This is a genomic window from Klebsiella sp. CN_Kp097 (assembly GCF_040064495.1).
GTDB classification, from domain to species: Bacteria; Pseudomonadota; Gammaproteobacteria; order Enterobacterales; family Enterobacteriaceae; genus Klebsiella; species Klebsiella aerogenes.
This window is the reverse complement of sequence record NZ_JBEAIL010000005.1, coordinates 80,250-105,494: the sequence shown is the minus strand read 5'-3', so window position 1 is coordinate 105,494 and position 25,245 is coordinate 80,250. Positions and strand designations below refer to the sequence as shown.

The following is a 25,245-nucleotide window of genomic DNA, read 5'->3' as shown; positions in this document are numbered from 1 at the left end:
AACGCGTGAGCATAAGCACTATCACTGCGTCAGATCCGCCTGCTCGAAGCTAAAACCGGTATCCGGTTGAATATAAAACCCGGTCAGGTTTTTGCTATGCGCCGATACCAGCTTTTCCACCACCAGCGGCACCCACGGCGACTCTTTCCAGATAATGTCCTGCGCATCTTTATAGAGTGTGGTCTTCTGTTGCGCATCGGTCGTTTTCAGCGCCTCGCTCAGATCTTTATCGACCTGCGGGTTACTGTAAAACGCGGTGTTAAACAGGGTCGGCGGCCAGTTTTGTGAGGCGAATAGCGGCGACAGCGCCCAGTCGGCTTCGCCAGTCGACGCTGACCAGCCGGTGTAGAACATCCGCACCCCGCTCTCTTTCTGCCCCTTGCCTTCAACCTGCGCCGCACGCTGTCCGGCATCCATCGCCGTCACTTGCGCTTTTATACCCACCTGCGCCAGCTGCTGCTGGGTAAACTGCAGCACCTTCTGCGCGGTGCTGTGATTATGCGATGACCACAGCGTGGTGCTAAAGCCGTTAGGGAAACCGGCTTCTTTCAGCAACTGACGGGCTTTCGCCGGGTCGTAAGGCCATGCGCTGTAGGTTTGGGCGTAAGCAATAGAAGGCGGTACGACGCCGGTCGCCGGGGTGGCGTATCCGGCAAACGCGACCTTGACCAGCGCCTGACGGTTAATCGCATAGTTAATGGCTTCCCGCACCTTCGGATTATCGAACGGCTTCTGCGTTACGTTCATGCTGATATAGCGCTGCATAATCGACGGGCTGGCCACCAGCTCCAGCTTGCTGTTTTTCGCCAGCAGCGGCGCCTGCTCGTAAGGGATCGGGAAGGCGAACTGCGCCTCGCCGGTCTGCAGCATCGCCGCACGGGTGTTGTTATCGACCACCGGGCGCCAGGTAATGGAATCCAGCTTCGGCAGCCCCGGCTGCCAGTAACCGTCAAACTTGCTGACTTTGACGAAATCGGTCTGGTTCCAGGTATCGAGCTTATACGGCCCGGTACCTACCGGGTGGAAGCCGATCTCCTTGCCATATTTTTTCAGCGCCGCCGGCGAAATCATCGCCGTCGCCGGATGGGCAAGAATATTGATAAACGCCGAGAACGGCTGTTTGAGCGTGATTTTGACCGTCGTCGGATCCACCGCCTCGGTGCTGGCGATATTCTTGTACAGGTTATAACGTTTGAGATGGTTATCCGGATTGCTGGCGCGGTCGAGATTCGCTTTCACCGCTTCGGCGTTAAAATCGGTGCCATCCTGGAATTTCACCCCGCTGCGCAGCTTGATGGTATACACCAGACCATCCGCCGAAACGGTATAACTTTCCGCCAATACGTTTTGCAGTTTCATCTCTTTATCAAGGCCGAACAGGCCTTGATAAAACGACTTCGCCACCGCCTGCGATAACGTATCGTTCGCGTCATAGGGATCAAGGGTCGTGAAGTTGGAACCGACCGCCACTACCACATCTTTCGCGGCGAAGGCCGGCGTCGCCGCCAGCGCCGAGGCGATGCCAAGCGCCAGTAGCCATTTGCGTGTAACAGGTTGAGTCATGTTGTTATGCTCCTGCAAGAGTGCGTTAGGTTGTTATCGGCTCAGTACATCTGCGGGCTCGCGGGCGACATAATGCCCCGGCGCTACCAGCTGTAACGGCGCGCTGTCGATTTCTTCTCCCGGTTTATAGATATTCCCCGGCAGCTCGTCAGAGAGTAATACGCGCTGCGGTTGACGATGCGCCGGATCGGCGACCGGCACCGCCGCCATCAGTTTACGGGTGTAAGGATGCTGCGGGTTCTCAAACACGGCGCGACGCGGGCCAATCTCCACGATCCGCCCGCGATACATCACCGCTACGCGGTGGCTGATGCGCTCCACCACCGCCATGTCATGGGAAATAAACAGAAATGCGATGCCCATTTCACGCTGTAAATCGAGCAGCAGATTAATAATCTGCGCGCGAATAGACACGTCCAGCGCCGACACCGACTCATCGGCGATCACCACTTTCGGATTGAGTGCCAGCGCGCGGGCGATACAGATACGCTGCCGCTGACCGCCGGAAAACTCATGCGGATAACGCCACGCGTGTTCCGCCTCCAGCCCCACGCGCTGCAACAGCCAGGCGACGCGTTCGCGAGCCGCATCCCCTTCCAGCAGACCATGCACGCGCAGCGGCTCCATAATGGAATAACCGACCGTCTGCCGCGGGTCGAGCGAAGCGTAAGGATCCTGAAAAATAAACTGAATATCGCGGCGCAGCGTCTGTAGCTTGCCGCCGGACAGCGCATCAATACGCTGGCCGTTAAAGGTGATGCTGCCGCCTTGCGCTTCCACCAGCCGCAGCAGCGCCCGCCCGGTGGTCGATTTACCGCAGCCGGATTCGCCGACCAGCGACAGCGTTTCGCCCGGCCACAGGTCGAAAGTCACTTTTTCCACCGCATGCACTTCGCGGGTGACGCGGTTGAGAATACCGCCGCGGATCGGAAAACGCGCGACCAGGTCGCGTACCTGCAAAATCGGTTTACCGGCTACCACGGTATTCTGTTCCGGCTGCTGGGTCACACCGTCGTTGAGCAGCGGGAAGCGTCGCGGCAAATCGCTGCCGCGCATCGAGCCGAGCTTCGGCACCGCCGCCAGTAGCGCCCGGGTATAAGGATGCTGCGGGGCGCGAAAAATATCCTCGACGCGCCCGCTTTCTACCGCTTCGCCGCGGTACATCACCAGCACGCGATCGGCGATTTCCGCCACCACGCCCATATCGTGAGTGATAAACATCACCCCCATCGCCATCTCTTTTTGCAGCGCGGCGATAAGCTGTAGGATCTGCGCCTGAATCGTGACGTCCAGCGCGGTGGTGGGTTCATCGGCAACCAGTACCGCCGGGCGACACGATAACGCCATGGCGATCATCACCCGCTGGCGCATGCCGCCGGAAAGCTGATGCGGATAGCGTGAAAGCATCGCTGCCGCCTCCGGAATACGCACCCGTTCGAGCATCTTTTTCGCTTCCCGCAGCGCCTCGTCATGGCGCAGTCCCTGATGTAGCCGAATAGACTCGGCAATTTGTTCGCCGATGGTGAATACCGGGTTCAGCGAGGTCATCGGCTCCTGAAAAATCATCGCCACGTCCGCGCCGCGAACCTGACGCATCTGCCCCGACGTTTGAGCATTAATATCAATCACCTGACGGTTACGTCGGCGCAGCAGCAACGCCTCGCTGCTGACTTCGCTGACCGCCTCGTCGAGCAGGCGCATCAGCGCCAGGGCGGTCACCGATTTTCCGGAGCCGGACTCGCCGACAATCGCCAGCGTCTCGCCGCGGCGGAGGCTAAATGACAGGTTACGCACCGCAGAAACGCGCTGCCGCTGCTGGCTAAAGGCGACGTTAAGATCGCGTACCACCAGCACATCTTCTTCATCAATTTCATGACTTTGCGGCAAACTCGCTTCTCCTTTTATTCGCGATAAATTCCAATCGTCGGCGTATCGCCCGCATAACACCACGCCCGGTACATCCCCTCACTGTTGAACGGCAGCACCACATTCCCCTCGCGGTCGATGGCGATAAGGCCCCCGCTGCCGCCCAGCGCCGGCAGTTTTTCCTGCACCACCCGCTCGCAGGCCTCAAACAGGCTGAGATTGCCGTACTCCATCAACGCTGAAATGTCGTAAGCGGCGAGCGTGCGCATGAAGACTTCGCCGGTGCCGGTGCAGGAGACCGCGACGCTGGCATTATTGGCATAGCAGCCCGCGCCCGGCACTGGGCTGTCGCCGACGCGTCCGGGCAGTTTATTGGTCATTCCGCCGGTGGAGGTCGCTGCCGCCAGATTACCGGCCAGATCCAGCGCCACCGCGCCGACGGTACCCATTTTGTGGCGTTCATCGAGTGGCGCAGCATGATGGTCGAGAATAATCTCGCCGCCCTCTTTCGCCTGCTGTAACTGCAGAAGCCGCTCGGTAGTGGAAAATAACTCGTTTTCAACCAGCGCCATCCCGCGCGAGGAGGCAAATTTTTCCGCCCCTTCGCCGATAAGCAGCACGTGCGGACTTTCTTCCAGCACCAGACGCGCCGCCAGCACCGGGTTACGCAGATGCTTTACGCCAGCCACCGCGCCGGCCTGCAGGCTATAGCCATCCATCACGCAGGCATCCAGTTCGTGAGTTTGATCGTGGGTAAACACGGAACCTATTCCGGCGTTAAATAGCGGGCACTCTTCCAGCAGGCGTACCGCTTCGGTCACTGCATCCAGCGCGCTGGCGCCTGCTGCCAACATTTTTTGTCCACTATCGACGATGGCCGACAGCGCGGCCACATACTCGCGTTCGCGCGCCTGAGTCATCTGCGCGCGGCTAATCGCGCCGGCGCCGCCGTGGATTGCTATTACCGCCTTACCCATTCAATCTTTCCTTTGCCATAAACTGTATAGATATCATTATACTGACTAACTTTTTATACGTTTTTTGAATATAGAAAGAGCATCCGGTGATGTAAAGCCTCGTACCGCAGTGGCATACAGTCGCCGGCGCTTTTCTGCCATAATAGGCGTTTTCGACGTTTTGCCAGCAGGAGTAACCCATGGATTTTACCGCCGGACTGATGCCGCTCGACACAGCCCTGACTCAGATGCTCGACCGTATTTCGCCGCTGCAGGCCACGGAAACCCTGCCGCTGCTGCAGGCCTTTTCGCGCGTGACCGCCCATGATGTCGTTTCGCCGCTGGACGTACCCGGTTTTGATAACTCGGCGATGGACGGCTATGCCGTGCGCCTGGCCGACCTCACCGACGGCGCGGCGCTGCCGGTTGCCGGTAAGGCCTTTGCTGGCCAACCGTTCCACGACGCCTGGCCGGCGGGCACCTGTATCCGCATCATGACCGGCGCGCCGGTGCCGGAAGGCTGCGACGCCGTGGTGATGCAGGAAGAAACGGAACAAAGCGACGCCGGCGTGCGCTTCATCGCGCCGGTAAAAGCCGGGCAAAATATTCGCCGGCGCGGGGAAGATATCGCCAACGGTGCGGTAGTATTCCCGGCGGGTACGCGTCTCACCGTAGCCGAGCTGCCGGTGCTGGCATCGCTGGGCATTGCCGACGTCGAGGTAGTCCGTAAAGTGCGCGTCGCGGTCTTCTCGACCGGGGATGAACTCCAGTTGCCGGGCCAACCGCTCGGCGACGGCCAGATTTATGATACTAACCGCCAGGCGGTACATCTGATGCTCGAACAGCTGGGCTGCGAGGTGATCAACCTCGGCATTATTCCTGACGATCCGGCAAAGCTGCGCGACGCCTTTATCGCCGCCGACCAGCAGGCCGATGTGGTAATAAGCTCAGGCGGCGTCTCCGTGGGCGAAGCCGATTACACCAAAACTATCCTCGAAGAACTGGGCGAGATCGGCTTCTGGAAGCTGGCGATTAAGCCGGGTAAACCGTTCGCCTTCGGCAAGCTCAGCAACAGCTGGTTCTGCGGCCTGCCGGGCAATCCGGTTTCCGCCACCTTAACCTTCTATCAACTGGTACAGCCGCTGCTGGCCAAGCTCTCCGGCAACCGCGGTCAAACCCAGCCGATGCGTCTGCGCGTGCGCGCCGCCAGTCGGCTGAAAAAATCGCCGGGCCGCCTCGACTTCCAGCGCGGCGTGCTGCAGCGCAATCCGGAAGGCGAACTAGTGGTGAGCACCACCGGCCATCAGGGCTCGCACATTTTCAGCTCATTCAGCCTCGGTAACTGCTTTATCGTACTGGAGCGCGAACGCGGCAACGTCGAAGCGGGCGAATGGGTCGAAGTCGAGCCCTTTAATCATCTGTTTGGGGGGCTGTAATGGCCGTTGAGCTGAGCGACGAGGAGATGCTGCGCTATAACCGGCAGATCGTACTGCGAGGGTTTGATTTCGACGGTCAGGAGCGCTTAAAAGCCGCTCGCGTACTGGTCGTCGGCCTCGGCGGGCTCGGCTGCGCCGCCGCTCAATACCTGGCGGCAGCCGGGGTGGGTCAGCTCACCCTGCTGGATTTCGATACCGTTTCATTATCCAATCTACAACGCCAGACGCTGCACAGCGACGCGACCATCGGCCAGCCGAAGGTCGATTCTGCCCGCGATGCGCTGGCGCGCATTAACCCGCACGTCCGGCTGGTCACCATCGATGCAATGCTGGATGACGCGGCGCTGGCAACGCAGATTGCTGAGCACCATCTGGTGCTGGACTGTACCGACAACGTTGCTGTTCGCAATCAGCTTAACGCCGGCTGCTTCCAGCACAAAACCCCGCTGGTCTCCGGCGCGGCGATTCGTATGGAAGGGCAAATCAGCGTCTTTACCTATCAGGACGGCGAGCCCTGCTATCGCTGCCTGAGCCGCCTGTTCGGCGAAAACGCCCTCACCTGCGTCGAAGCCGGGGTGATGGCGCCGCTGGTCGGCACTATCGGTTCACTGCAGGCCATGGAGGCGATTAAACTGCTGACCGGTTACGGCGCCCCTGCAAGGGGCAAAATCGTGATGTATGACGCGATGACCTGCCAGTTTCGCGAAATGAAGCTGATGCGCCACCCGCAGTGCGAGGTGTGCGGTTCACGCTAATTCCAGCCGCCGGCGAGGCAGGTCGCCGGTTATTTTGTGAACCACGCCGTTCTTTTTCTCCCCATCTCTACTACCCACTCTGATTGTTGATTTGCATCAATATAACTTTCATTCGAAAGTTATTTAATCTTCATATGCAAATAAGAGGGTAAATCATGATCTTCAACATCCAGCGCTACTCCACCCATGACGGCCCGGGGATCCGTACCGTCGTATTCCTTAAAGGCTGTTCGCTGGGCTGCCGTTGGTGTCAGAACCCGGAAAGCCGCGCCCGCAGCGAAGACCTGCTGTATGACGCGCGGCTGTGTCTTGACGGCTGCGAGCTTTGCCAGCAGGCGGCACCGGAGGTGATTACCCGTACTCTGGATGGCCTGATCATCCATCGGCAAAACGTCAACGACAGCCACATTGCCGCGCTACGCCACTGCTGCCCCACAACCGCGCTGACGGTCTGCGGCGAGGAAAAAAGCGTGACGGAAATTATGGCGACGGTGCTGCGCGATAAACCGTTTTACGATCGCAGCGGCGGAGGCATTACTCTTTCCGGCGGCGAGCCCTTTATGAACCCGGCGCTGGCGCAGGCGCTGTTCGAAGCCAGCCATCAGGCGGGCATTCACACCGCCGTGGAAACCTGCCTGCACGTACCGTGGAAGTACATTGAACCCTCTTTACCGTTTGTCGATCTGTTTCTGGCCGACCTGAAGCACGTTGACGAGGCCGTTTTCCAGCAGTGGACCGACGGCAGCGCCCGCCGGGTGCTGGATAACCTGCAGCGCCTGGCGCAGGCCGGGAAAAAAATCATTATCCGCGTCCCATTAATTCAGGGATTTAACGCCAGCGAAGCCGATATTACCGCGATTACCGATTTTGCCGCTGACCGTCTTCAGGTCAGCGAAATCCATTTCCTGCCGTACCACACGCTGGGAATGAATAAATACCAACTACTCAGTCAGCCCTATACCGCACCGGACAAACCGCTGGCCGCTCCCGAGCTGCTGGCCTTTGCACAGCAGTACGCGCAAAGCAAAGGTTTAACGGCGACCCTACGAGGATAACTTATGACCACCTTAAAACTGGATACTCTGAGCGCCCGCATTCAGGCGCATAAAATGGCGCTGGTGCATATCGTTAAGCCGCCGGTTTGTACCGAGCGCGCCCAACACTATACCGCCGCCTATCAGCAACATCTCGATAAACCGATCCCGGTACGTCGCGCGCTGGCGCTGGCCCATCACCTGGCGGAACGCACTATCTGGATCAAGCACGATGAGCTGATCGTCGGCAACCAGGCCAGCGAAGTTCGCGCCGCGCCGATTTTCCCGGAATATACCGTCAGCTGGATTGAGAAAGAGATCGACGATCTCGCCGACCGTCCGGGCGCCGGCTTCTCGGTCAGTGAAGAGAATAAGCGTGTCTTACATGAAGTGTGCCCATGGTGGCGCGGGCAGACCGTTCAGGACCGCTGCTACGGCATGTTTACCGATGAACAAAAAGCGCTGCTCGCCACCGGCATTATCAAAGCCGAAGGTAACATGACTTCCGGCGACGCCCACCTGGCGGTCAACTACCCGCTGCTGCTGGAAAAAGGGCTCGACGGCATGCGCGCGAAAGTCGCTGAGCGCCGCTCACGCATTAATCTGACGGTGCTGGAAGATCTGCACGGCGAACAGTTCCTGAAGGCGATCGATATCGTTCTCGCGGCAGTGAGCGAACACTGCAAACGCTTCGCTACGCTGGCGCGCGACATGGCGGCGCAGGAGCCGCGCGAACTGCGCCGCGACGAGCTGCTGGCGATCGCCGAAAACTGTGAAATTATCGCCCACCAGCCGCCGAAAACCTTCTGGCAGGCGCTGCAGCTCTGCTACTTTATTCAGTTGATCCTGCAGATTGAATCCAACGGCCACTCGGTCTCTTTTGGCCGCATGGACCAGTACCTCTATCCATACTACCGCCGCGACGTTGAACTGCAGCAATCGTTGGATCGCGAACAGGCCATTGAGCTGCTGCATTGCTGCTGGCTGAAGCTGCTGGAGGTCAACAAAATTCGCTCCGGCTCGCATTCCAAAGCTTCCGCCGGTAGCCCGCTGTACCAGAACGTCACCATCGGCGGGCAAAATCTGGTCGACGGCCAACCGCAGGACGCCGTCAACCCGCTGTCGTACGCGATCCTCGAATCCTGCGGCCGCCTGCGCTCGACCCAGCCGAACCTCAGCGTGCGTTACCACGCCGGGATGAGCAACGACTTCCTCGACGCCTGCGTGCAGGTGATCCGCTGCGGTTTCGGCATGCCGGCGTTTAACAATGATGAAATCGTCATTCCGGAATTTATCAAGCTAGGGATTGAGCCGCAGGACGCCTACGATTACGCCGCTATCGGTTGTATCGAAACCGCGGTTGGCGGCAAATGGGGCTATCGCTGCACCGGCATGAGCTTTATTAACTTCGCGCGGGTGATGCTGGCGACGCTGGAAGGCGGCCGCGATGCCACCAGCGGCCAGGTGTTCCTTGCCCAACAACATGCGCTGTCGAAAGGTAACTTCACTAACTTCGACCAGGTACTGGAAGACTGGGATACTCAGATCCGCTACTACACCCGTAAATCCATCGAGATTGAGTACGTTGTCGATACCATGCTGGAAGAGAACGTCCACGATATTCTCTGCTCAGCGTTAGTTGATGACTGCATCGAACGGGCGAAGAGTATCAAGCAAGGCGGCGCGAAGTATGACTGGGTTTCTGGTCTGCAGGTCGGGATTGCCAACCTCGGCAACAGCCTGGCGGCGGTGAAAAAACTGGTCTTCGATCAGGGCGTCATCGGCCAGCAGGAGCTGGCGAAAGCGCTGGCGGAAGATTTTGCCGGCCTGACCCACGAACAGTTACGTCAGCGGTTAATCAACGGCGCGCCGAAGTACGGCAACGATGACGACAGCGTCGACATTCTGCTGGCCCGCGCCTATCAGACCTATATCGACGAGCTGAAGCAGTACCATAACCCGCGTTACGGCCGCGGCCCGATTGGCGGTAACTATTATGCTGGTACGTCGTCTATTTCCGCGAACGTCCCGTTCGGCGCGCAGACCATGGCGACGCCGGATGGCCGCAAAGCGCACGCGCCGCTGGCGGAAGGGGCCAGCCCGGCCTCCGGTACCGATCACCTGGGGCCAACGGCGGTTATCAGTTCGGTAGGCAAACTGCCGACCGGCGCGATCCTCGGCGGCGTGCTGCTCAACCAGAAGCTGAATCCTTCCACGCTGGAGAACGAGTCTGATAAGCAAAAGCTGATGGTGCTGCTGCGTACTTTCTTTGAAGTGCACAAAGGCTGGCATATTCAGTACAACATCGTGTCACGCGAAACGCTGCTGGAAGCCAAGAAACACCCTGACCAGTACCGCGATTTAGTGGTCCGCGTCGCCGGATACTCGGCGTTCTTCACCGCCCTGTCGCCGGATACTCAGGACGATATTATCGCCCGTACCGAGCATACGCTGTAAGGAAAATACCCGGCCGGCGCTGCGCTGAGCCGGGTGACATCTTCTGTACCCGTTGATAATTGGATAAACTTTCATTCGAAATAAATTTGTGCTCCCCATCACATTGTAATTAGAATGTTACTGGTCGAAGTTAAGCCAGGAGCACCTCTTATGACCGTTAAAGTTATCGTCACCGATATGGACGGAACTTTTCTCAATGACGCCAAGCAGTATGACCGCCCGCGTTTCCTCGCGCAGTTTGCGCAGCTTAAACAGCAAGGTATTGAATTTGTTGTCGCCAGCGGTAACCAGTACTATCAGCTGATCTCATTTTTCCCGGAAATCCGCGAGCAGATTTCGTTCGTCGCAGAAAACGGCGCTCTGGTTTACGAGCATGGCAAACAGGTGTTCCACGGCGAACTGACCCGTCACGAATCACAGGTGGTGATTGGCGAACTGCTGAAAGATCCGCAGCTCAACTTTGTCGCCTGCGGCCTGCAAAGCGCATACGTGAGTGATAAAGCCCCGGACGCCTTTGTTGAGCTGATGTCGAAGCACTACCATCGTCTGCAGCGGGTAAGCGATTACCATCGCATCGACGATACGCTATTCAAATTCTCCCTCAACCTGCCTGATAGCGATATCCCACAGCTTATCGATAAATTGCACGTCTCGCTGGATGGGATCATGAAGCCGGTCACCAGCGGCTTTGGCTTTGTCGATTTGATTATCCCCGGCCTGCATAAAGCCAACGGCATCAGCCGCCTGCTCAAACGCTGGAACCTTTCGCCGCAGCAATGCGTAGCAATTGGCGACAGCGGCAATGACGCCGAAATGTTAAAACTGGTGAAATATGCTTTTGCTATGGCCAACGCTGCCGACAGCATCAAAGCCATCGCCGGTTTCACCACCGATGACAATAACCACGACGGCGCGTTGAAGGTGATTCAGGCCGTTCTCGATAAGACCTCCCCTTTCAACGACTGATCCTGTGCCGGGGTATCCGCCCCGGCTTTTCCATTTTGTGCGCCGCTGCATAATTTTAAACTTGCATTAACTCTAATTTAACTTAAATTAACGTTTGTAAGATTTAATACTTTCGAATGAAAGATACAGCGAGGTAATTATGGCTGCTCTCCCTACCCACGAAACATTACCTGCCGACCATAAAGCGGCGATTCGCCAGATGAAACAGGCCCTACGCGCGCAAATCGGCGATGTTCAGGCAGTGTTCGATAAACTCTCGGCGCGCATCAGCGAGCGCCTGGACGAGATTAATGCCCTGAAAGCCGCGGGCCAGGAGGTCTGGCCGACGATCCCGTTTAGCGATATCGCCCAGGGTAAAGTGAGCGATGCGCAGCGCGAGGCGATTAAGCGCCGCGGTTGCGCGGTTATCAAAGGCCACTACCCGCGCGAACAGGCGCTGGCCTGGGATAACGCGATGCTGGAATACCTGGACCTGAACCATTTCGACGACGTTTACAAAGGGCCCGGCGACAGCTTCTTCGGCTCGCTGGAGGCTTCGCGCCCGGAGATCTATCCGATCTACTGGTCGCCCTCGCAAATGCAGGCGCGCCAAAGCGATGAAATGGCGGCGGTACAATCCTTCCTTAACCGCCTGTGGCGCTTTGAGCAGGACGGCAAACGCTGGTTCGATCCGGATGTCAGCGTGATTTACCCTGACCGCATCCGCCGCCGCCCGCCGGGAACCACGTCAAAGGGGCTGGGCGCGCATACCGATTCCGGGGCGCTGGAGCGCTGGTTGCTTCCCGCTTATCAGCAGGTTTTCGCCAACGTCTTTAATGGCAATATCGACGCCTACGATCCGTGGGACGCGGCGCATCGTACCGAAGTGGAAGAATACACCGTCGATAACACCACCAAATGTTCGGTCTTCCGCACTTTCCAGGGTTGGACAGCGCTGTCGGACATGATCCCCGGTCAAGGGCTGCTGCACGTGGTGCCGATCCCGGAGGCGATGGCTTACGTTCTGCTGCGTCCGCTGCTGGATGATGTGCCAGAAGATGAACTATGCGGCGTCGCGCCGGGCAAGGTACTGCCGATCTCTGAGCAATGGCATCCATTGCTCATCAAAGCGCTAAGCTCGATTCCCGCGCTGAATGCCGGTGATTCCGTCTGGTGGCACTGCGATGTCATTCACTCGGTCGCGCCGGTGGAAAATCAACAGGGCTGGGGCAACGTCATGTACATCCCGGCCGCGCCGATGTGCGAGAAAAACCTCGCCTATGCGCAGAAGGTAAAAATCGCGCTGGAAAAAGGCGCCTCGCCGGGGGATTTCCCGCGCGAGGATTATGAATGCGACTGGCAGGCGCGCTTCACCGTTGCCGATCTTAACGATCACGGCAAACGCGCATTGGGCATGAAGATCTAATCATCATACAGACCTTGCTGTTCTACGGCGGTATGGCTCTTGCCTGGCCGGATCCGCCGCACCGAATCGCGTACCACCAGGGCGCCGTGCAGTAGTAGCGAACCGTGTGGCGCTTCCGGGCGCAGCAGACGCTGCTGGAGAAGATGCACCGCCTCGCTGCCGAGCTCATCCCGCGGCACATGAATCGCCGTCAGCGGCACGTCCTGAATCGCCGCCAGATTAAAACCGTCGATACTCATCACCGAGACATCCTGCGGCACCCGCAGGCCTCGTTTTTGCAGCGCGCTGACGGTACCGGCGGCCATAAAATCGCCGCCCACCAGAAACGCCGTCGGCATCGGGCGCCCCTGTAAAGCGTCGAGCCAGGCACCGACCTGCTCTTCCGTTTCTCTGGCGCTAAAGTTGGCGACGCTAATCAGGTCACGGCTACCGGTAAATCGCAGGTTGCGCGCGCGCCACGCCTCCTTGATACCCACCAGCCGTAGCTCCATGGTATAGCGGCGCAAGCACATCACGTTCATTACCGCCTGATGGCCCATATCAAACAGATAACGAGCGGCGCACTGGCCAATCAGCCGATGGTCAGGCGCAATAGAAGGAAGCCGCATCCCTTCATCCCGGCAGTTAATTAATACGCAAGGTTTGCCAAGATCCGCCGCCAGCGCGTGGATATGCCGATCGTCAATACCCAGCAATACCGCCGCCTGGGTGTCGGTCTCGTTCATGCGGGCCAGAAACAGATTGGCGTCGCTGTCGTTTTCTTCCAGCGCGCAATAGCGCAGACGTACTTCATGCGGCGCCAGCGCGTTATTAATACTCTGGATGACGCGGTAGTAGAAAATATCTGAACGTTCGTCGAAGGCCCGTTGCGGAGCAAAAATCAGCAGGTTGTTGAGCAGTAGCCGCCCGGCGGCCAATCCCTGCATCACCCCCAGCTCGCGGGCGCAGGCCAATACCGCCTGACGGGCCTTTTCGCTGGTATTCGCTTTTCCGGCTAAGACGCGCGAAACCGTACTGGCTGACAGCCCGGTGCGGGCGGCAATTTCGGCGACTCGCAGCTTTTTATCCATTCTGTGATCCAGCTCCAATTCAAAAATGAAAGAATTTTCATATTCGCCAAACCCTGACCAACAAGCAAATACTCCGGCAAATTATGAGAACTACGTCATCTCATGAAAAATTTTGCATAAATAGCGCTACTGCCCGCCGACTTTCTCCCTTATTTTGAATTGGTCCAATATCTTCCATACTAGTTATACCAATAGATATTGAAATAAAAACAAATAATTCAAATGGTTAGAACTATTACGTGACGACTCAGCGGCTGAAGCGTCATTTCCCCCTACAACGTCTTGTGGAGAGTTCTATGAGTCAAGGCCTCAACAATGATATGGCAGTCAGCAAAACGCGCCGGGTGGTGAAAAACCTGCGCTGGTGGGTGCTGGTGCTGTTTTTACTTGGCGTCACCGTCAACTACATCACACGTAACTCGCTGGGGATTATCGCCCCGGAACTGAAAGCCACTCTCGGTATTACCACCGAGCAATATTCGTGGATCGTCGGCGCATTTCAGCTGGCTTATACCATCTTCCAACCGCTGTGCGGCTGGCTTATCGACGTCATCGGGCTCAAGCTGGGCTTTATGGTTTGCGCCACCTTGTGGGCGGTAGCCTGTATCGCGCACGCCGGAGCAGGCAGCTGGCTGCATCTGGCTATTTTACGCTTCTTTATGGGCGGCGCGGAGGCGGCCGCCACCCCGGCTAACGCTAAAACCATCGGCGAGTGGTTCCCGAAATCCGAACGGCCGATCGCCGCCGGCTGGGCTGGCGTCGGCTTTTCTATCGGCGCAATGCTGGCGCCACCTATCATCTACTTCGCCCACGCCTCCTTCGGCTGGCAGGGCGCGTTTATGTTTACCGGCGTGCTGGCGCTGCTGTGGGTCGTGCTGTGGTGGGCGTTCTATCAGAGCCCGGAAAAGCACCCGAATCTCAGCCAAAGCGAGCTGGAGTACATCAAGCAGGACAACGAAGCGCCGCCGGTGAAGCAGCCCTTTTTTACCGCGCTAAAAACCGTCTCGAAGAACAAACGTTTCTACGGTATCGCCATCCCCGCTTTTATGGCCGAGCCCGCCTGGGCGGTGCTGAGCTTCTGGGTGCCGCTGTACCTGGCGAAAGAGCACGGTATGGATCTTAAGCAGATAGCGATGTTCGCCTGGCTGCCGTTCCTCGCCGCCGACCTTGGCAGCGTGGTCAGCGGCTATCTCACCCGCCTGTACGTCCGTTGGTTCGGCTGTACGCGAGTCAATTCGGTCATCGCCAGTTCCGTGACCGGCGCGTTTCTGATGCTCTCGCTGGCCCTGGTGGCCATTACCCGCGATCCCTATATCACCATCATCCTGATCTCCATTGGCGGTTTCGGCCATCAGATCATCTCCTGCATGCTCAGCGCGCTGGTGGTGGAGTCTTTCGACAAGGGACAAATGGCGACGGTCAACGGTATGCGCGGCTCCGCGGCGTGGATCGCCAGCTTCCTGTTCTCATTATTAATCGGGGTGACCGCCGACAAAATTGGCTTCAACCCGCTGTTTATCGCCATGGGTTTCTTTGACCTGATTGGCGCCGTTTTCCTGGTGGCATTTATTGCTGAACGTCGCGCCAAGCGCGCCTGAGAGTGGATGTAAAATATGAAGACGTTGAAACACTGGAGTTTGCACCAACAGCTGGAGCATCACGTTGAATTGACCGTTGATGGTCAGCACACTTTGTGTCTGTACGTGCTGGAAGAGAATTTATTCCGCGTCCTGCTGAAGCGCCAGGGCCAACTGGCGCTGGATCGCACCTGGAGTATCGCCCCGCAGCAGGATGTGCCGTGGGAAGGCCGTGCGCGGGATGACCTCAGCGGTTTTAGCCTCCCGGCCTGGCAGATGAGCGAAGCGGATGACACGCTGACCATCGCCACCCGCCAGCTGCGCGTTACCGTCCATCAGCCGCTTTGGCTGGAGTGGAGCTATCGCGACGAGGCCGGTGAGTGGCAGACGCTCGCCAATGACCGCCCAACCAGCGCCTATCTGGCAAACGCCCACGGGGATGGCGTCGCCCATTATCTTAGCCGCCGCAAAGATGAACGTTTCTACGGGCTGGGTGAAAAAGCCGGTGACCTGCAGCGTAACGGCAAACGCTACGAAATGCGTAACCTCGATGCCATGGGCTACAACGCCGTCAGCACCGACCCGCTGTATAAACATATTCCGTTTACCATCACGCAGCGCAGCGATATCAGCTACGGCCTGTTTTATGACAACCTGAGCAGTTGCTGGCTGGATCTGGGCAATGAAATCGACAACTACCACACCGCCTATCGCCGCTGGCAGGCGGAGGCCGGCGACATTGATTATTATCTGTTTACCGGTAAGCAGGTGCTGGATGTGACCAAAGCGTTTGTCCGTCTGACCGGTAAAACGCTGTTTGGGCCGAAATGGAGCCTCGGCTATAGCGGCTCGACGATGCACTATACCGACGCGCCGGATGCGCAAAATCAGCTGATGAACTTTATCCGCCTGTGCGAGCAGCATGCAATCCCCTGTGATTCGTTCCAGCTCTCTTCCGGCTATACCTCAATCAACGGCAAACGCTACGTCTTTAACTGGAACTACGACAAGGTGCCGCAGCCAAAAGTGATGAGCCAGTCGTTCCACGATGCCGGGCTGAAACTGGCTGCCAATATCAAACCGTGTCTGCTGCAGGATCACCCACGCTATGGCGAAGTGGCGGAACGCGGCCTTTTCATTCGCGATTCGCAAACCGATGCGCCGGAGCGCTCCAGCTTCTGGGACGATGAAGGTTCGCATCTCGACTTCACCAACCCGCACACCGTGACCTGGTGGCAGGAAGGCGTGACCACCCAGCTACTGGAGATGGGTATCGATTCGACCTGGAACGATAATAACGAATATGAGGTATGGGACGGCGAGGCGCGCTGCTACGGCTTTGGCCGCGAAATCGCCATTAAGCATATTCGTCCGGTGATGCCATTATTGATGATGCGCGCCTCGCTGGAAGCCCAGCAGCGCTTTGCGCCGCAAAAGCGCCCGTATCTGATCTCCCGCTCCGGCTGCGCCGGGATGCAGCGCTACGTGCAAACCTGGAGCGGCGATAACCGCACCAACTGGGATACGCTACGCTATAACACCCGTATGGGATTAGGGATGAGTCTTTCCGGCTTGTTTAACGTCGGCCATGACGTCGGCGGATTCTCCGGCGATAAACCCGAGCCAGAACTGTTCGTTCGCTGGGTGCAAAACGGCGTGATGCATCCGCGCTTTACCATTCACTCGTGGAATGACGACCAGACGGTCAATGAACCCTGGATGTACCCGGAAATCACCCCGGCGATCCGCTCTGCCATCGAGCTGCGCTACCGTCTGCTGCCCTATTTGTACACCCTGTTATGGCAGGCGCATGCCGATGACGAACCCATGCTGCGCCCGACCTTCCTCGACCACCAGCACGATACCCAGACCTTCGCCGAGTGTGATGACTTCATGCTGGGGCGCGATCTGCTGGTGGCAAGCGTGGTGGAGCCTGGCGCCCGTCAGCGCCAGCTGTGGCTGCCCGATAATCAGGACGGCTGGTACGATTTTTACAACCACCAGTGGTTCGCCGGTGGTCAGTGGGTGACGCTGGACGCACCGCTGGAAAAACTGCCGCTGCTGGTCCGCGCCGGCGCCGGTCTGCCGCTCAGTGAACGTATCAGCCACGTCGATGCGCAAAAAGACGATCGTCGCGAACTGCAGTTGTTCCCACTGAAAGGTACCGGCTCAACCCGCGGTTTGCTGTTTGAAGACGACGGCGAAAGCTGGGGCTATAAAGAGGGTGATGCGCTATGGCTGGAGTGGGAAATGACCTGCAGCGCCAACAGCATAAACCTGAAGCTCGACGCTCGCGGCAACTATCGCCCAGCGTGGAAAGCGCTGAAGCTGTCATTACCGGCGGGAGAAAAACGCCAACTGCTGGTGAATGGCGTCGAAGGAACAGAGTGGAGGCTCTGACCATAGGCCGGCTGAAAATGCCGGTATTGGTGGTCCAGAAATCCCCGGTGGCGCTACCGCTTACCGGGGCTACAACACTGTGCGGTTTGGTCGCCCGGGCAACGGACAGTTTCAGAAGCCATAGGTACAAGATAGAGACCTTAAGCTCACAATGGCACGGACCGTAGGCCGGATAAGGCGCAGCCGCCATCCGGCGCAAAATCGGTTCTTTACCCGCGGTTATTGCCCGGCAGCGCTGCACTTGCGCGGGCCTACAGATCACATGCCGGGGTAGGTCGGGTAAGGCGCAGCCGCACCCGACAAAAAACGGCACCGCGGGTAGATACTGCTATCGGTTGGCAGCGGGTTTGGTCCGGGAAAAACAGTTCTTTTGTATTAATTCAGAGCCTATTGCGATCCCGAAATGTCTTCTGCGTTATGGCTCTCATGGCACAGGGAGCGCGGTGAAGACATTAAAGGCAGGTCGTAAGGACCGTAGGTCGGGTAAGGCGTTAGCCGCCACCCGACAAAAAACGGCACCTCGGATTACCCGGGTAAGGTGTAGCCGCTACCCGGGTAACGGAGAGGGATTACTCGATACCTTTACTGCGCAGGTAATCTTCGTAGTTGCCGCTGAAATCGATTACGCGTTCTGGGGTAATCTCCAGTACGCGAGTCGCCAGCGAACTCACGAACTCACGGTCGTGAGAAACGAAAATCAGGGTGCCCTGATACATCTCCAGCGCCATGTTCAGCGATTCGATCGATTCCATATCCAGGTGGTTAGTCGGTTCATCCATCACCAGGATGTTCGGTTTCTGCATCATCAGCTTACCGAACAGCATGCGACCTTTCTCGCCACCGGAGAGGACTTTCGCCGGCTTTTTGATATCGTCCTGGCTAAACAACAGACGACCGAGGATACTGCGTACCGCCTGCTCGTCATCGCCTTCCTGTTTCCACTGGCTCATCCAGTCAAAGACCGTCAGGTCGTTCTCGAAATCTTCGGCATGATCCTGAGCGTAGTAGCCGATACGGGCGTTTTCCGACCACTTGACGGTACCGTTATCCGCTTCCAGTTCGCCGACCAGGGTTTTCAGCATCGTTGATTTACCGACGCCGTTGGTCCCCAGTACCGCCAGCTTTTCGCCAACTTCCAGCAGCAGATTAACCCCTTTGAACAGCGGGCCGTTATCAAAGCCTTTCGCCAGCGCTTCCACTTCCAGCGCGTTACGGAATAGTTTCTTATCCTGTTCGAAGCGAATGAACGGGTTCTGGCGGCTGGAGGCTTTCACCTCATCCAGCTTAATTTTATCTATCTGACGGGCGCGAGAGGTCGCCTGACGCGATTTTGAAGCGTTGGCGCTAAAGCGGCTAACAAAGGCCTGCAGGTCGGCAATTTGCGCTTTCTTCTTGGCGTTATCAGCCAGCAGACGCTCACGCGCCTGGGTCGCCGCGGTCATATATTCGTCATAATTACCCGGATACACGCGCAGTTCGCCGTAATCGAGATCCGCCATATGAGTACAGACCATGTTCAGGAAGTGACGGTCGTGCGAAATGATGATCATGGTGCTGTCGCGTTCGTTCAGCACCTGCTCCAGCCAGCGAATAGTATCGATGTCGAGGTTGTTCGTCGGTTCATCGAGCAGCAGGATATCCGGATTGGAGAACAGCGCCTGCGCCAGCAGGACACGCAGTTTCCAGCCCGGCGCGACTTCGCTCATCGGGCCGTAATGTTGCTCCACCGGAATACCGACGCCGAGCAGCAGTTCACCGGCGCGCGCTTCGGCGGAATAGCCGTCCATCTCGCCGTATTTTACTTCCAGGTCGGCCACTTTATAGCCGTCTTCCTCGCTCATTTCAGGCAGCGCGTAGATGCGATCGCGCTCTTGCTTCACTTCCCACAGCTCGCCGTGGCCCATGATAACCGTATCCAGCACGGTGAACTCTTCGAAGGCGAACTGATCCTGGCGCAGCTTACCGATGCGCTCGTTCGGATCGAGAGACACGTTGCCCAGCGTCGGCTCAAGATCGCCGCCGAGGATCTTCATAAACGTAGATTTGCCGCTGCCGTTGGCGCCAATCAGGCCGTAGCGGTTGCCGCCGCCAAATTTGACGGAGATGTTTTCAAACAGCGGCTTACTGCCAAACTGCATGGTGACGTTGCTGGATACTAGCACGAGGATATCCTGAAAATAGAGAATTAGGGATGTGATGAACCAGACATTATGCCAGCAAATGGTTCACTTTTCACGGCTTGCGGTAAAAAGCCCGCCAATAACTATGCTATGGTCAGGGTTTTACCGCAAAATGACCGATTGCTAAGACATAATAATTATCCGCAATTCAGAGGGAATTTATGACCACCCGCACCAGCCATCCTGCATTTATCTCGCTTCAAGGCGGCATCAACTTTCGCGACCTCGGCGGTCAACGCGCGGCCGACGGCCGGCGCGTACGTTCAGGCAAACTGCTGCGCTCAGGCTCGCTGCACAACATGACGCCGGAGGATCTCAATCATCTCAGCGCCATTCCGCTGAGCCGGGTGCTGGATTATCGCGATCCGACAGAGGTCAATCGCAGCCCCGATCGGCTGAATAGCGAAGCCTTTTACCTCAACGCCCCGGCCAATCCGCTTTCCAGCAGCGTCAATGCGAAAGTCACCGAGTTTAACGCCGCGACCCTCAACACCATGGACGGCGAGCAGTTTATGCTACAGCTCTACCGCCAGTTACCGTTTAATAACGCCGCCTATCGCCAGTTGACGCAATGGCTAATGGAGCCTTTTGACGGCGCCCTGCTGCAGCACTGCGCCGTCGGTAAAGACCGCACCGGCGTCGGCTGCGCCCTGACGCTGTTCGCGCTCGGCTGTGATAGCAATACGGTCATGGAAGAGTATCTGCTGACCCAGGGGATGCTGGCGCAGGTCGAAGGATTCCTGCTCGACACCTTCGGCGAAGGCCTTAATGAGCACGGGCGTAAAAATCTCGCCGCCATCATGACCGTTCAGGAGTCATATCTGGCGACCGCGTTGTCCAGCATTGAACAGCGTTACGGTCATGTCGACCGCTGGCTGGAACAGGAATACCGCCTGACGCCACAGGCGCGCGAAGCGTTGCAGTCACGGCTGCTGGAAGATTAATCCACGTTTCATTAACCAGACGATTCGCCGTGAAAGCGGCGCGTTGCGCACTACACTAGTAGCAACAGGAAAAAATTGTGATTTCGTACACATCTGATTTACCTGTTTATCGGAAAGCACATATAATGCGCTCCCATCTACTATCTGAATATCTAACAAGGCCCGTGTGGCGTTGACACCGCGCACGACATGAAGAATATGAAATTATCGACACTCTTAGCGGCAGCCTTCGCCATCGTGGGCTTTTGCAACACAGCTTCAGCTGTTACCTATCCTCTGCCAACCGACGGCAGCCGTCTGATTGGCCAGAACCAGGTCATCACTATTCCAGACGATAATAAACAGCCGTTGGAATATTTCGCTGCCAAATATCAGATGGGTCTGTCCAACATGTTGGAAGCGAACCCGGGCGTGGATACCTACCTGCCAAAAGGCGGTACCGTGCTGAATATTCCGCAACAGCTGATTCTGCCGGACACCGTGCATGAAGGCATCGTCATCAACAGCGCCGAGATGCGTCTGTACTACTACCCGAAAGGCACCAATACCGTGATCGTACTGCCGATCGGTATCGGCCAGTTGGGTAAAGATACGCCGATCAACTGGACGACCAAAGTTGAGCGTAAGAAAGCGGGCCCGACCTGGACCCCGACGGCGAAAATGCACGCCGAATACGCCGCGGAAGGTAACCCGCTGCCGGCAGTCGTACCAGCAGGCCCGGATAACCCGATGGGCCTGTACGCGCTGTATATCGGTCGTCTGTACGCCATCCACGGTACCAACGCCAACTTTGGTATCGGCCTGCGCGTGAGCCACGGCTGCGTGCGTCTGCGTAACGAAGACATCAAATTCCTGTTTGAGAACGTGCCGGTCGGCACCCGCGTGCAGTTTATCGATGAGCCGGTAAAAGCCACCACCGAACCGGATGGCAGCCGCTACGTCGAAGTACACAACCCGCTGTCGACCACCGAAGCGCAGTTCAAAGGCGGCGAAATCGTGCCTATCAGCCTGACTCAGGCCGTGCAGTCGGTGACCAGCCAGCCTGACGTTGACCAGAGCGTAATGGATCAGGCGATCCAGAACCGTTCAGGGATGCCGGTGCGCCTGAACTAAGTTCAGCTAGCACATGAAAACGGCGGGCCTGGTGCCCGCCGTTTTTTTATCTGCATCTGCTAAGCGCTGCGCCAGCAGGGAGCGCTCCCGGTTAGCCGTTATTGACCAGAATGACCCCGCCATGATCGTAGCGGTAGTGACAGTGCGCGTACTCCAGCGGCGTACCGTCTTCCAGATAGATAACCTGCTCAACCTCCAGCACCGGGTCGGTCGGCTCGCAGTTAAGATGTAATTTATCCAGCTCATCCGGCTTCATCGCCCGTACCACCCGATAAGACCCCATCAGCTTCAGCCCCAGCGTCTCCTGCACGTAACGAAACACCGAGCTTTGTAGATGGCTTTTATTGAGCCCCGGCACCAGCGCCACCGGCATTACCGTTAAATCCAGCGAAATCGGCTCGCCGTTAAGCAACCGCAGGCGGACAAAGTCATACACCGGCGCATCGGCGTCGATCAGCAGCGAACTCTGTTCCTTCTCGCTGGGAAAACGCAGTTCAAAGCGCACGACTTCGCTTTGCACCTCGCCGAGATGCTCCCAGGTTTTGGTGGCGCCGAAATAGTCGCTGCCGGGCAGTTCCCACTGCGATAGCTGGAGGAAATTTTTCCGCACAAAGGTACCCTGCCCTTTGCGGGTGTAGATAAGCCCCTCGACAATCAGCTGACGCATTGCCTGCTGGATCGTCATCCGGCTGGTATTGAACTCTGCCGCCAGCGCAAACTGGTCAGGTAACGGCGCGCTGGCAGGATACTGCTGGCTAATGATCCGCTTTTTTATTTCCCGCGCGATATTAAGATACTTCGCCGTCATTCTCCGATCCTTTACTATTTTGTGAGCGACTGGGGGGCAGCATACACCGCCCGCTCGCCGTTACATCTCTTCGCCATTACTGTGGATAACCCGCTTCAACCACGCGTAGCTTTTCTTCGGTACCCGCTTAAGATCCTTGAGATCGTGGTTTTCACGATTGACGTACACCACGCCGTAGCGTTTACGCATGTCGCCCTGCGAGCTAAGGATATCGATTAATCCCCAGCCGAGATAGCCTATCACCTGCGCCCCGTCTTCAAACATTGCCGCTTTCATGGCGTTAATGTGGTCACGGTGGTAGGCAATGCGGTAATCATCGGCGACCTGATTTTCGCCGTCCCAGGATTCGATCACCCCAATCCCGTTTTCAATTGGGAAGACCGGCAGCCGCCAGTCGTTGTAATAGCGGGTAATGATCGTGCGGAATCCCAGCGGATCGATCTGCCAGTTCCATTCCGTCGCTTTCAGGTATGGATTGTCCTGATTACCGAACAACATATAGTTGTTCACCGCCGTACCTGGCGGAATCGCGTCGCTATTGAGCGTGCGGCTGGCGTAGTAGCTGAATGCCAGATAGTCGACCTTCACCCTTGCCATCAACGCGATATCTTCAGGACGATAGATATCGTCAAAACCTTCACGGGCGACAAAATGCATCACTTCCGGACTATAGCCCTCGCCCGCGTACGCGCGCAGCAGGTTCTGATTTAAAAACTCGTCCAGTTGCTGGGCGCACAGAATATCGCGCGGCTTACAGGTTGCCGGATAGACCAGCGCATGGGCCAGCATTCCGCCCATCAGACACTGCGGTTTGGCCTGATGCAGATAGTCGGTGAGATGGACGTGCGCCATCATCACGTGGTGCTGGATCTGGTAGAGTTCGCGCAACGTTTTATCGCCACGCAGATAGCCGGTGATCAGAAAAGCCTCCGGCGAATGGTAAAGATTCTGTTCGTTGAAGGTCAGCCAGTACTTCACCTTATCGCCATAGCAGTCGATCATCTTCTGGCCATAGCGGATAAAAGCGTCCATTACCCGGCGATCGGTAAAACCGTTATAGCGCTCCGCCAGCGACAAGGGCATATCGAAGTGATAGAGGCAGATCATCGGTTCAATACCGCGGGCAATGAGCTCATCAATAAACTGATGGTAGAACGCAATCCCCTCTTCATTAAACTCGCCATCTCCCTGCGGACAGACGCGGCTCCAGGCTATCTGGAAGCGATAGCAGTTCATGCCCAGATCCTGCATTAAATCAAAATCTTCGCGGAAGCGATGGTAGGAGTCGGTCGCTACCTTCCAGTCCGAGGCGAACTCCGACGGCTCACGGATATCGTACACCGACATCCCCTTCCCCCCCTCATTCCACGCCCCTTCGGTCTGCATGCTGGAGACCGAATTACCCCATAAAAAATTGGCCGGTAGTTTGTCTTTCATGGTTCGCCTCTGTATATGACTAGTCATTTAAATATTATGACTAGTCATATACAAAAAAACTACCGCCGAAGCAAAAGCAGGATCGTTTTCTGTGAGCCATACAAACAAAAAAGATCGCCGCAAGCGGCGATCTTTATAAGCACGAAAAAACAGCGTTACTGCGCGTCAAGCTGCTTACGGCGATATTCCCCCTGGCGCTCCAGCATCCAACCCGGATACTCGTGCGGCAGCGCGCTGACCGCGTCAAGCTGGCGCAGCTCATCTTCACTCAGGCGAATAGCGGTGGCGGCAATGTTATCCTGCAACTGCTCGGCCCGTTTGGCGCCAATAATAACGCTGGTGACCGCCGGCTGATGCAGTAACCACGCCAGCGCAATCTGCGCCACCGAGACCCCTTTCGCTTCGGCTATCACCTGCATAACATCAATGCAGTCAAAGGCGCGATCTTTATTCACCGGAGGGAAATCGAACTCCAGTCGACGACCGCCAGCTTCCGCCTGACCATCGCGGCGATATTTACCGCTCAGCAGACCGCCCGCTAGCGGGCTCCAGACCATCAGGCCGAGACCTTCGCTTTGCATCATCGGCACCAGTTCGCGTTCCAGGTCACGCCCGGCAATCGTGTAGTAAGCCTGCAGAGAAGCAAAGCGCGAGAGCCCGAGGCGTTCCGCGATGCCCAGCGCTTTGGCGATTTGCCATGCCGCCCAGTTAGAAACGCCGATATAGCGCACATGCCCCTGCTGCACCAGGGTGTCGAGCGCCGACAGCGTCTCTTCAATAGGCGTCGCCGGATCGAAACCGTGTAATTGATAGAGATCGATATGATCGAGCTGCAGGCGGCGCAGGCTCTCTTTCACGCTGCCCATAATGTGGTAGCGTGAGCTGCCGCGCGAGTTCACCCCAGCGGTGCCGGTTTCGCCGAACACTTTGGTCGCCACCACCACGTTTTCACGCGGTATCTTCAGATTCTTTAACGCCTGGCCGGTGATCTCCTCCGAGCGTCCTTCTGAATAAACGTTGGCGGTATCGATGAAGTTGATGCCCGCATCCAGCGCGCTGCCCACCAGCTGTTCGGCTTCCGCCTGGCGCAGCTGGCCGATTTTTCCCCACATCCCCTCTTCGCCGCCGAAGGTCATGGTGCCAAGGCACAGCTCAGAGACAAACAGGCCGGTATTTCCCAGTTTTTGATAACGCATAGCAGTCTCCTCATTCGGATGATTAACGTCAGCCAGATAGTTATAGCCCGAGCGTCGTCATCGCGAATGGGGTGTTCCTGCC

Annotated in this window: 18 protein-coding genes; 10 read left to right on the top strand and 8 right to left on the bottom strand. The window is 57.3% G+C overall.

Going from position 1 to position 25,245, the window contains the following annotated elements; translation table 11 throughout:
• Positions 1-21: 21 nt before the first annotated feature.
• Genes gsiB through iaaA form a run of 3 tightly spaced genes read right to left on the bottom strand, consistent with a single transcriptional unit; the run spans position 22 to position 4,406 of the window.
• Entirely contained in the window at positions 22-1,563 is a 1,542-nt protein-coding gene (gene gsiB, locus ABLV07_RS07230; RefSeq protein WP_348853469.1) for a glutathione ABC transporter substrate-binding protein GsiB, read from the bottom strand.
• 33 nt (positions 1,564-1,596) lie between these two features.
• Complete coding sequence (gsiA, locus tag ABLV07_RS07225) at positions 1,597-3,450, bottom strand: glutathione ABC transporter ATP-binding protein GsiA (RefSeq protein ID WP_126027593.1); 1,854 nt, start codon at positions 3,448-3,450, stop codon at positions 1,597-1,599.
• Between the two features lie 14 nt (positions 3,451-3,464).
• Positions 3,465-4,406 carry a beta-aspartyl-peptidase gene (iaaA, locus tag ABLV07_RS07220; protein WP_086630854.1) on the bottom strand — a complete coding sequence of 314 codons (942 nt, stop codon included), beginning with the start codon at positions 4,404-4,406 and terminating at the stop codon, positions 3,465-3,467.
• 179 nt (positions 4,407-4,585) lie between these two features.
• Here iaaA and moeA point away from each other — a divergent pair, with 179 nt between their 5' ends.
• The 6 genes from moeA (at position 4,586) to ABLV07_RS07190 (ending at position 12,438) form a co-directional block, all read left to right on the top strand.
• Positions 4,586-5,821 carry a molybdopterin molybdotransferase MoeA gene (moeA, locus tag ABLV07_RS07215; RefSeq protein WP_086630853.1) on the top strand — a complete coding sequence of 412 codons (1,236 nt, stop codon included), beginning with the start codon at positions 4,586-4,588 and terminating at the stop codon, positions 5,819-5,821.
• A complete protein-coding gene (gene moeB / locus ABLV07_RS07210) occupies positions 5,821-6,576 on the top strand; it encodes a molybdopterin-synthase adenylyltransferase MoeB (RefSeq protein WP_047058318.1) in 756 nt (251 codons plus the stop codon). Before moeA ends, moeB begins: the two co-directional genes overlap by 1 nt.
• 155 nt (positions 6,577-6,731) lie before the next feature.
• Positions 6,732-7,631, top strand: coding sequence for a glycyl-radical enzyme activating protein (locus ABLV07_RS07205; RefSeq protein ID WP_042895107.1), 900 nt, complete (start codon positions 6,732-6,734; stop codon positions 7,629-7,631).
• 3 nt (positions 7,632-7,634) lie between these two features.
• Positions 7,635-10,067, top strand: coding sequence for a formate C-acetyltransferase/glycerol dehydratase family glycyl radical enzyme (locus tag ABLV07_RS07200; protein WP_100279973.1), 2,433 nt, complete (start codon positions 7,635-7,637; stop codon positions 10,065-10,067).
• A gap of 150 nt (positions 10,068-10,217) precedes the next feature.
• Positions 10,218-11,033, top strand: a complete 816-nt coding sequence (locus ABLV07_RS07195) for a Cof-type HAD-IIB family hydrolase (RefSeq protein WP_015367562.1) — start codon at positions 10,218-10,220, stop codon at positions 11,031-11,033.
• Positions 11,034-11,172: 139 nt separating this feature from the next.
• Positions 11,173-12,438: a DUF1479 domain-containing protein gene (locus ABLV07_RS07190; RefSeq protein ID WP_015704832.1), complete on the top strand. Its 1,266-nt coding sequence runs from the start codon at positions 11,173-11,175 to the stop codon at positions 12,436-12,438.
• On the opposite strand, the gene ABLV07_RS07185 is transcribed toward ABLV07_RS07190, so the two are convergent.
• Positions 12,435-13,508, bottom strand: a complete 1,074-nt coding sequence (locus tag ABLV07_RS07185) for a LacI family DNA-binding transcriptional regulator (protein ID WP_020079297.1) — start codon at positions 13,506-13,508, stop codon at positions 12,435-12,437. The two genes, ABLV07_RS07190 and ABLV07_RS07185, sit on opposite strands and share 4 nt — an antisense overlap.
• Positions 13,509-13,804: 296 nt before the next feature.
• Here ABLV07_RS07185 and ABLV07_RS07180 point away from each other — a divergent pair, with 296 nt between their 5' ends.
• Together ABLV07_RS07180 and ABLV07_RS07175 are read left to right on the top strand one after the other, a co-directional pair.
• Complete coding sequence (locus ABLV07_RS07180; protein WP_015704831.1) at positions 13,805-15,106, top strand: MFS transporter; 1,302 nt, start codon at positions 13,805-13,807, stop codon at positions 15,104-15,106.
• A gap of 15 nt (positions 15,107-15,121) precedes the next feature.
• A complete protein-coding gene (locus ABLV07_RS07175; protein ID WP_086630851.1) occupies positions 15,122-17,485 on the top strand; it encodes a glycoside hydrolase family 31 protein in 2,364 nt (787 codons plus the stop codon).
• A gap of 569 nt (positions 17,486-18,054) precedes the next feature.
• Here ABLV07_RS07175 and ABLV07_RS07170 read toward each other — a convergent pair.
• Complete coding sequence (locus tag ABLV07_RS07170) at positions 18,055-19,647, bottom strand: ABC-F family ATPase (RefSeq protein ID WP_015367567.1); 1,593 nt, start codon at positions 19,645-19,647, stop codon at positions 18,055-18,057.
• A gap of 179 nt (positions 19,648-19,826) precedes the next feature.
• On the opposite strand from ABLV07_RS07170, the gene ABLV07_RS07165 reads away from it, so the two are divergent.
• The gene (locus tag ABLV07_RS07165) at positions 19,827-20,609 is read left to right on the top strand and encodes a tyrosine-protein phosphatase (RefSeq protein WP_015704829.1); all 783 of its coding nucleotides are present in this window, start codon (positions 19,827-19,829) and stop codon (positions 20,607-20,609) included.
• Between the two features lie 198 nt (positions 20,610-20,807).
• Positions 20,808-21,722, top strand: coding sequence for a L,D-transpeptidase (ldtB, locus tag ABLV07_RS07160; protein ID WP_015367569.1), 915 nt, complete (start codon positions 20,808-20,810; stop codon positions 21,720-21,722).
• Between the two features lie 91 nt (positions 21,723-21,813).
• Here the strand turns inward: ldtB and ABLV07_RS07155 are convergent, their stop codons facing one another.
• From ABLV07_RS07155 to ABLV07_RS07145, 3 genes are all read right to left on the bottom strand, one after another.
• On the bottom strand, positions 21,814-22,530 hold the full coding sequence (locus ABLV07_RS07155) for a GntR family transcriptional regulator (RefSeq protein WP_020079300.1): 717 nt from the start codon (positions 22,528-22,530) through the stop codon (positions 21,814-21,816).
• Between the two features lie 60 nt (positions 22,531-22,590).
• Positions 22,591-23,967 carry a glycoside hydrolase family 1 protein gene (locus tag ABLV07_RS07150; RefSeq protein ID WP_015704827.1) on the bottom strand — a complete coding sequence of 459 codons (1,377 nt, stop codon included), beginning with the start codon at positions 23,965-23,967 and terminating at the stop codon, positions 22,591-22,593.
• Between the two features lie 155 nt (positions 23,968-24,122).
• Entirely contained in the window at positions 24,123-25,163 is a 1,041-nt protein-coding gene (locus tag ABLV07_RS07145) for an aldo/keto reductase (protein ID WP_063444817.1), read from the bottom strand.
• Positions 25,164-25,245: the final 82 nt, after the last annotated feature.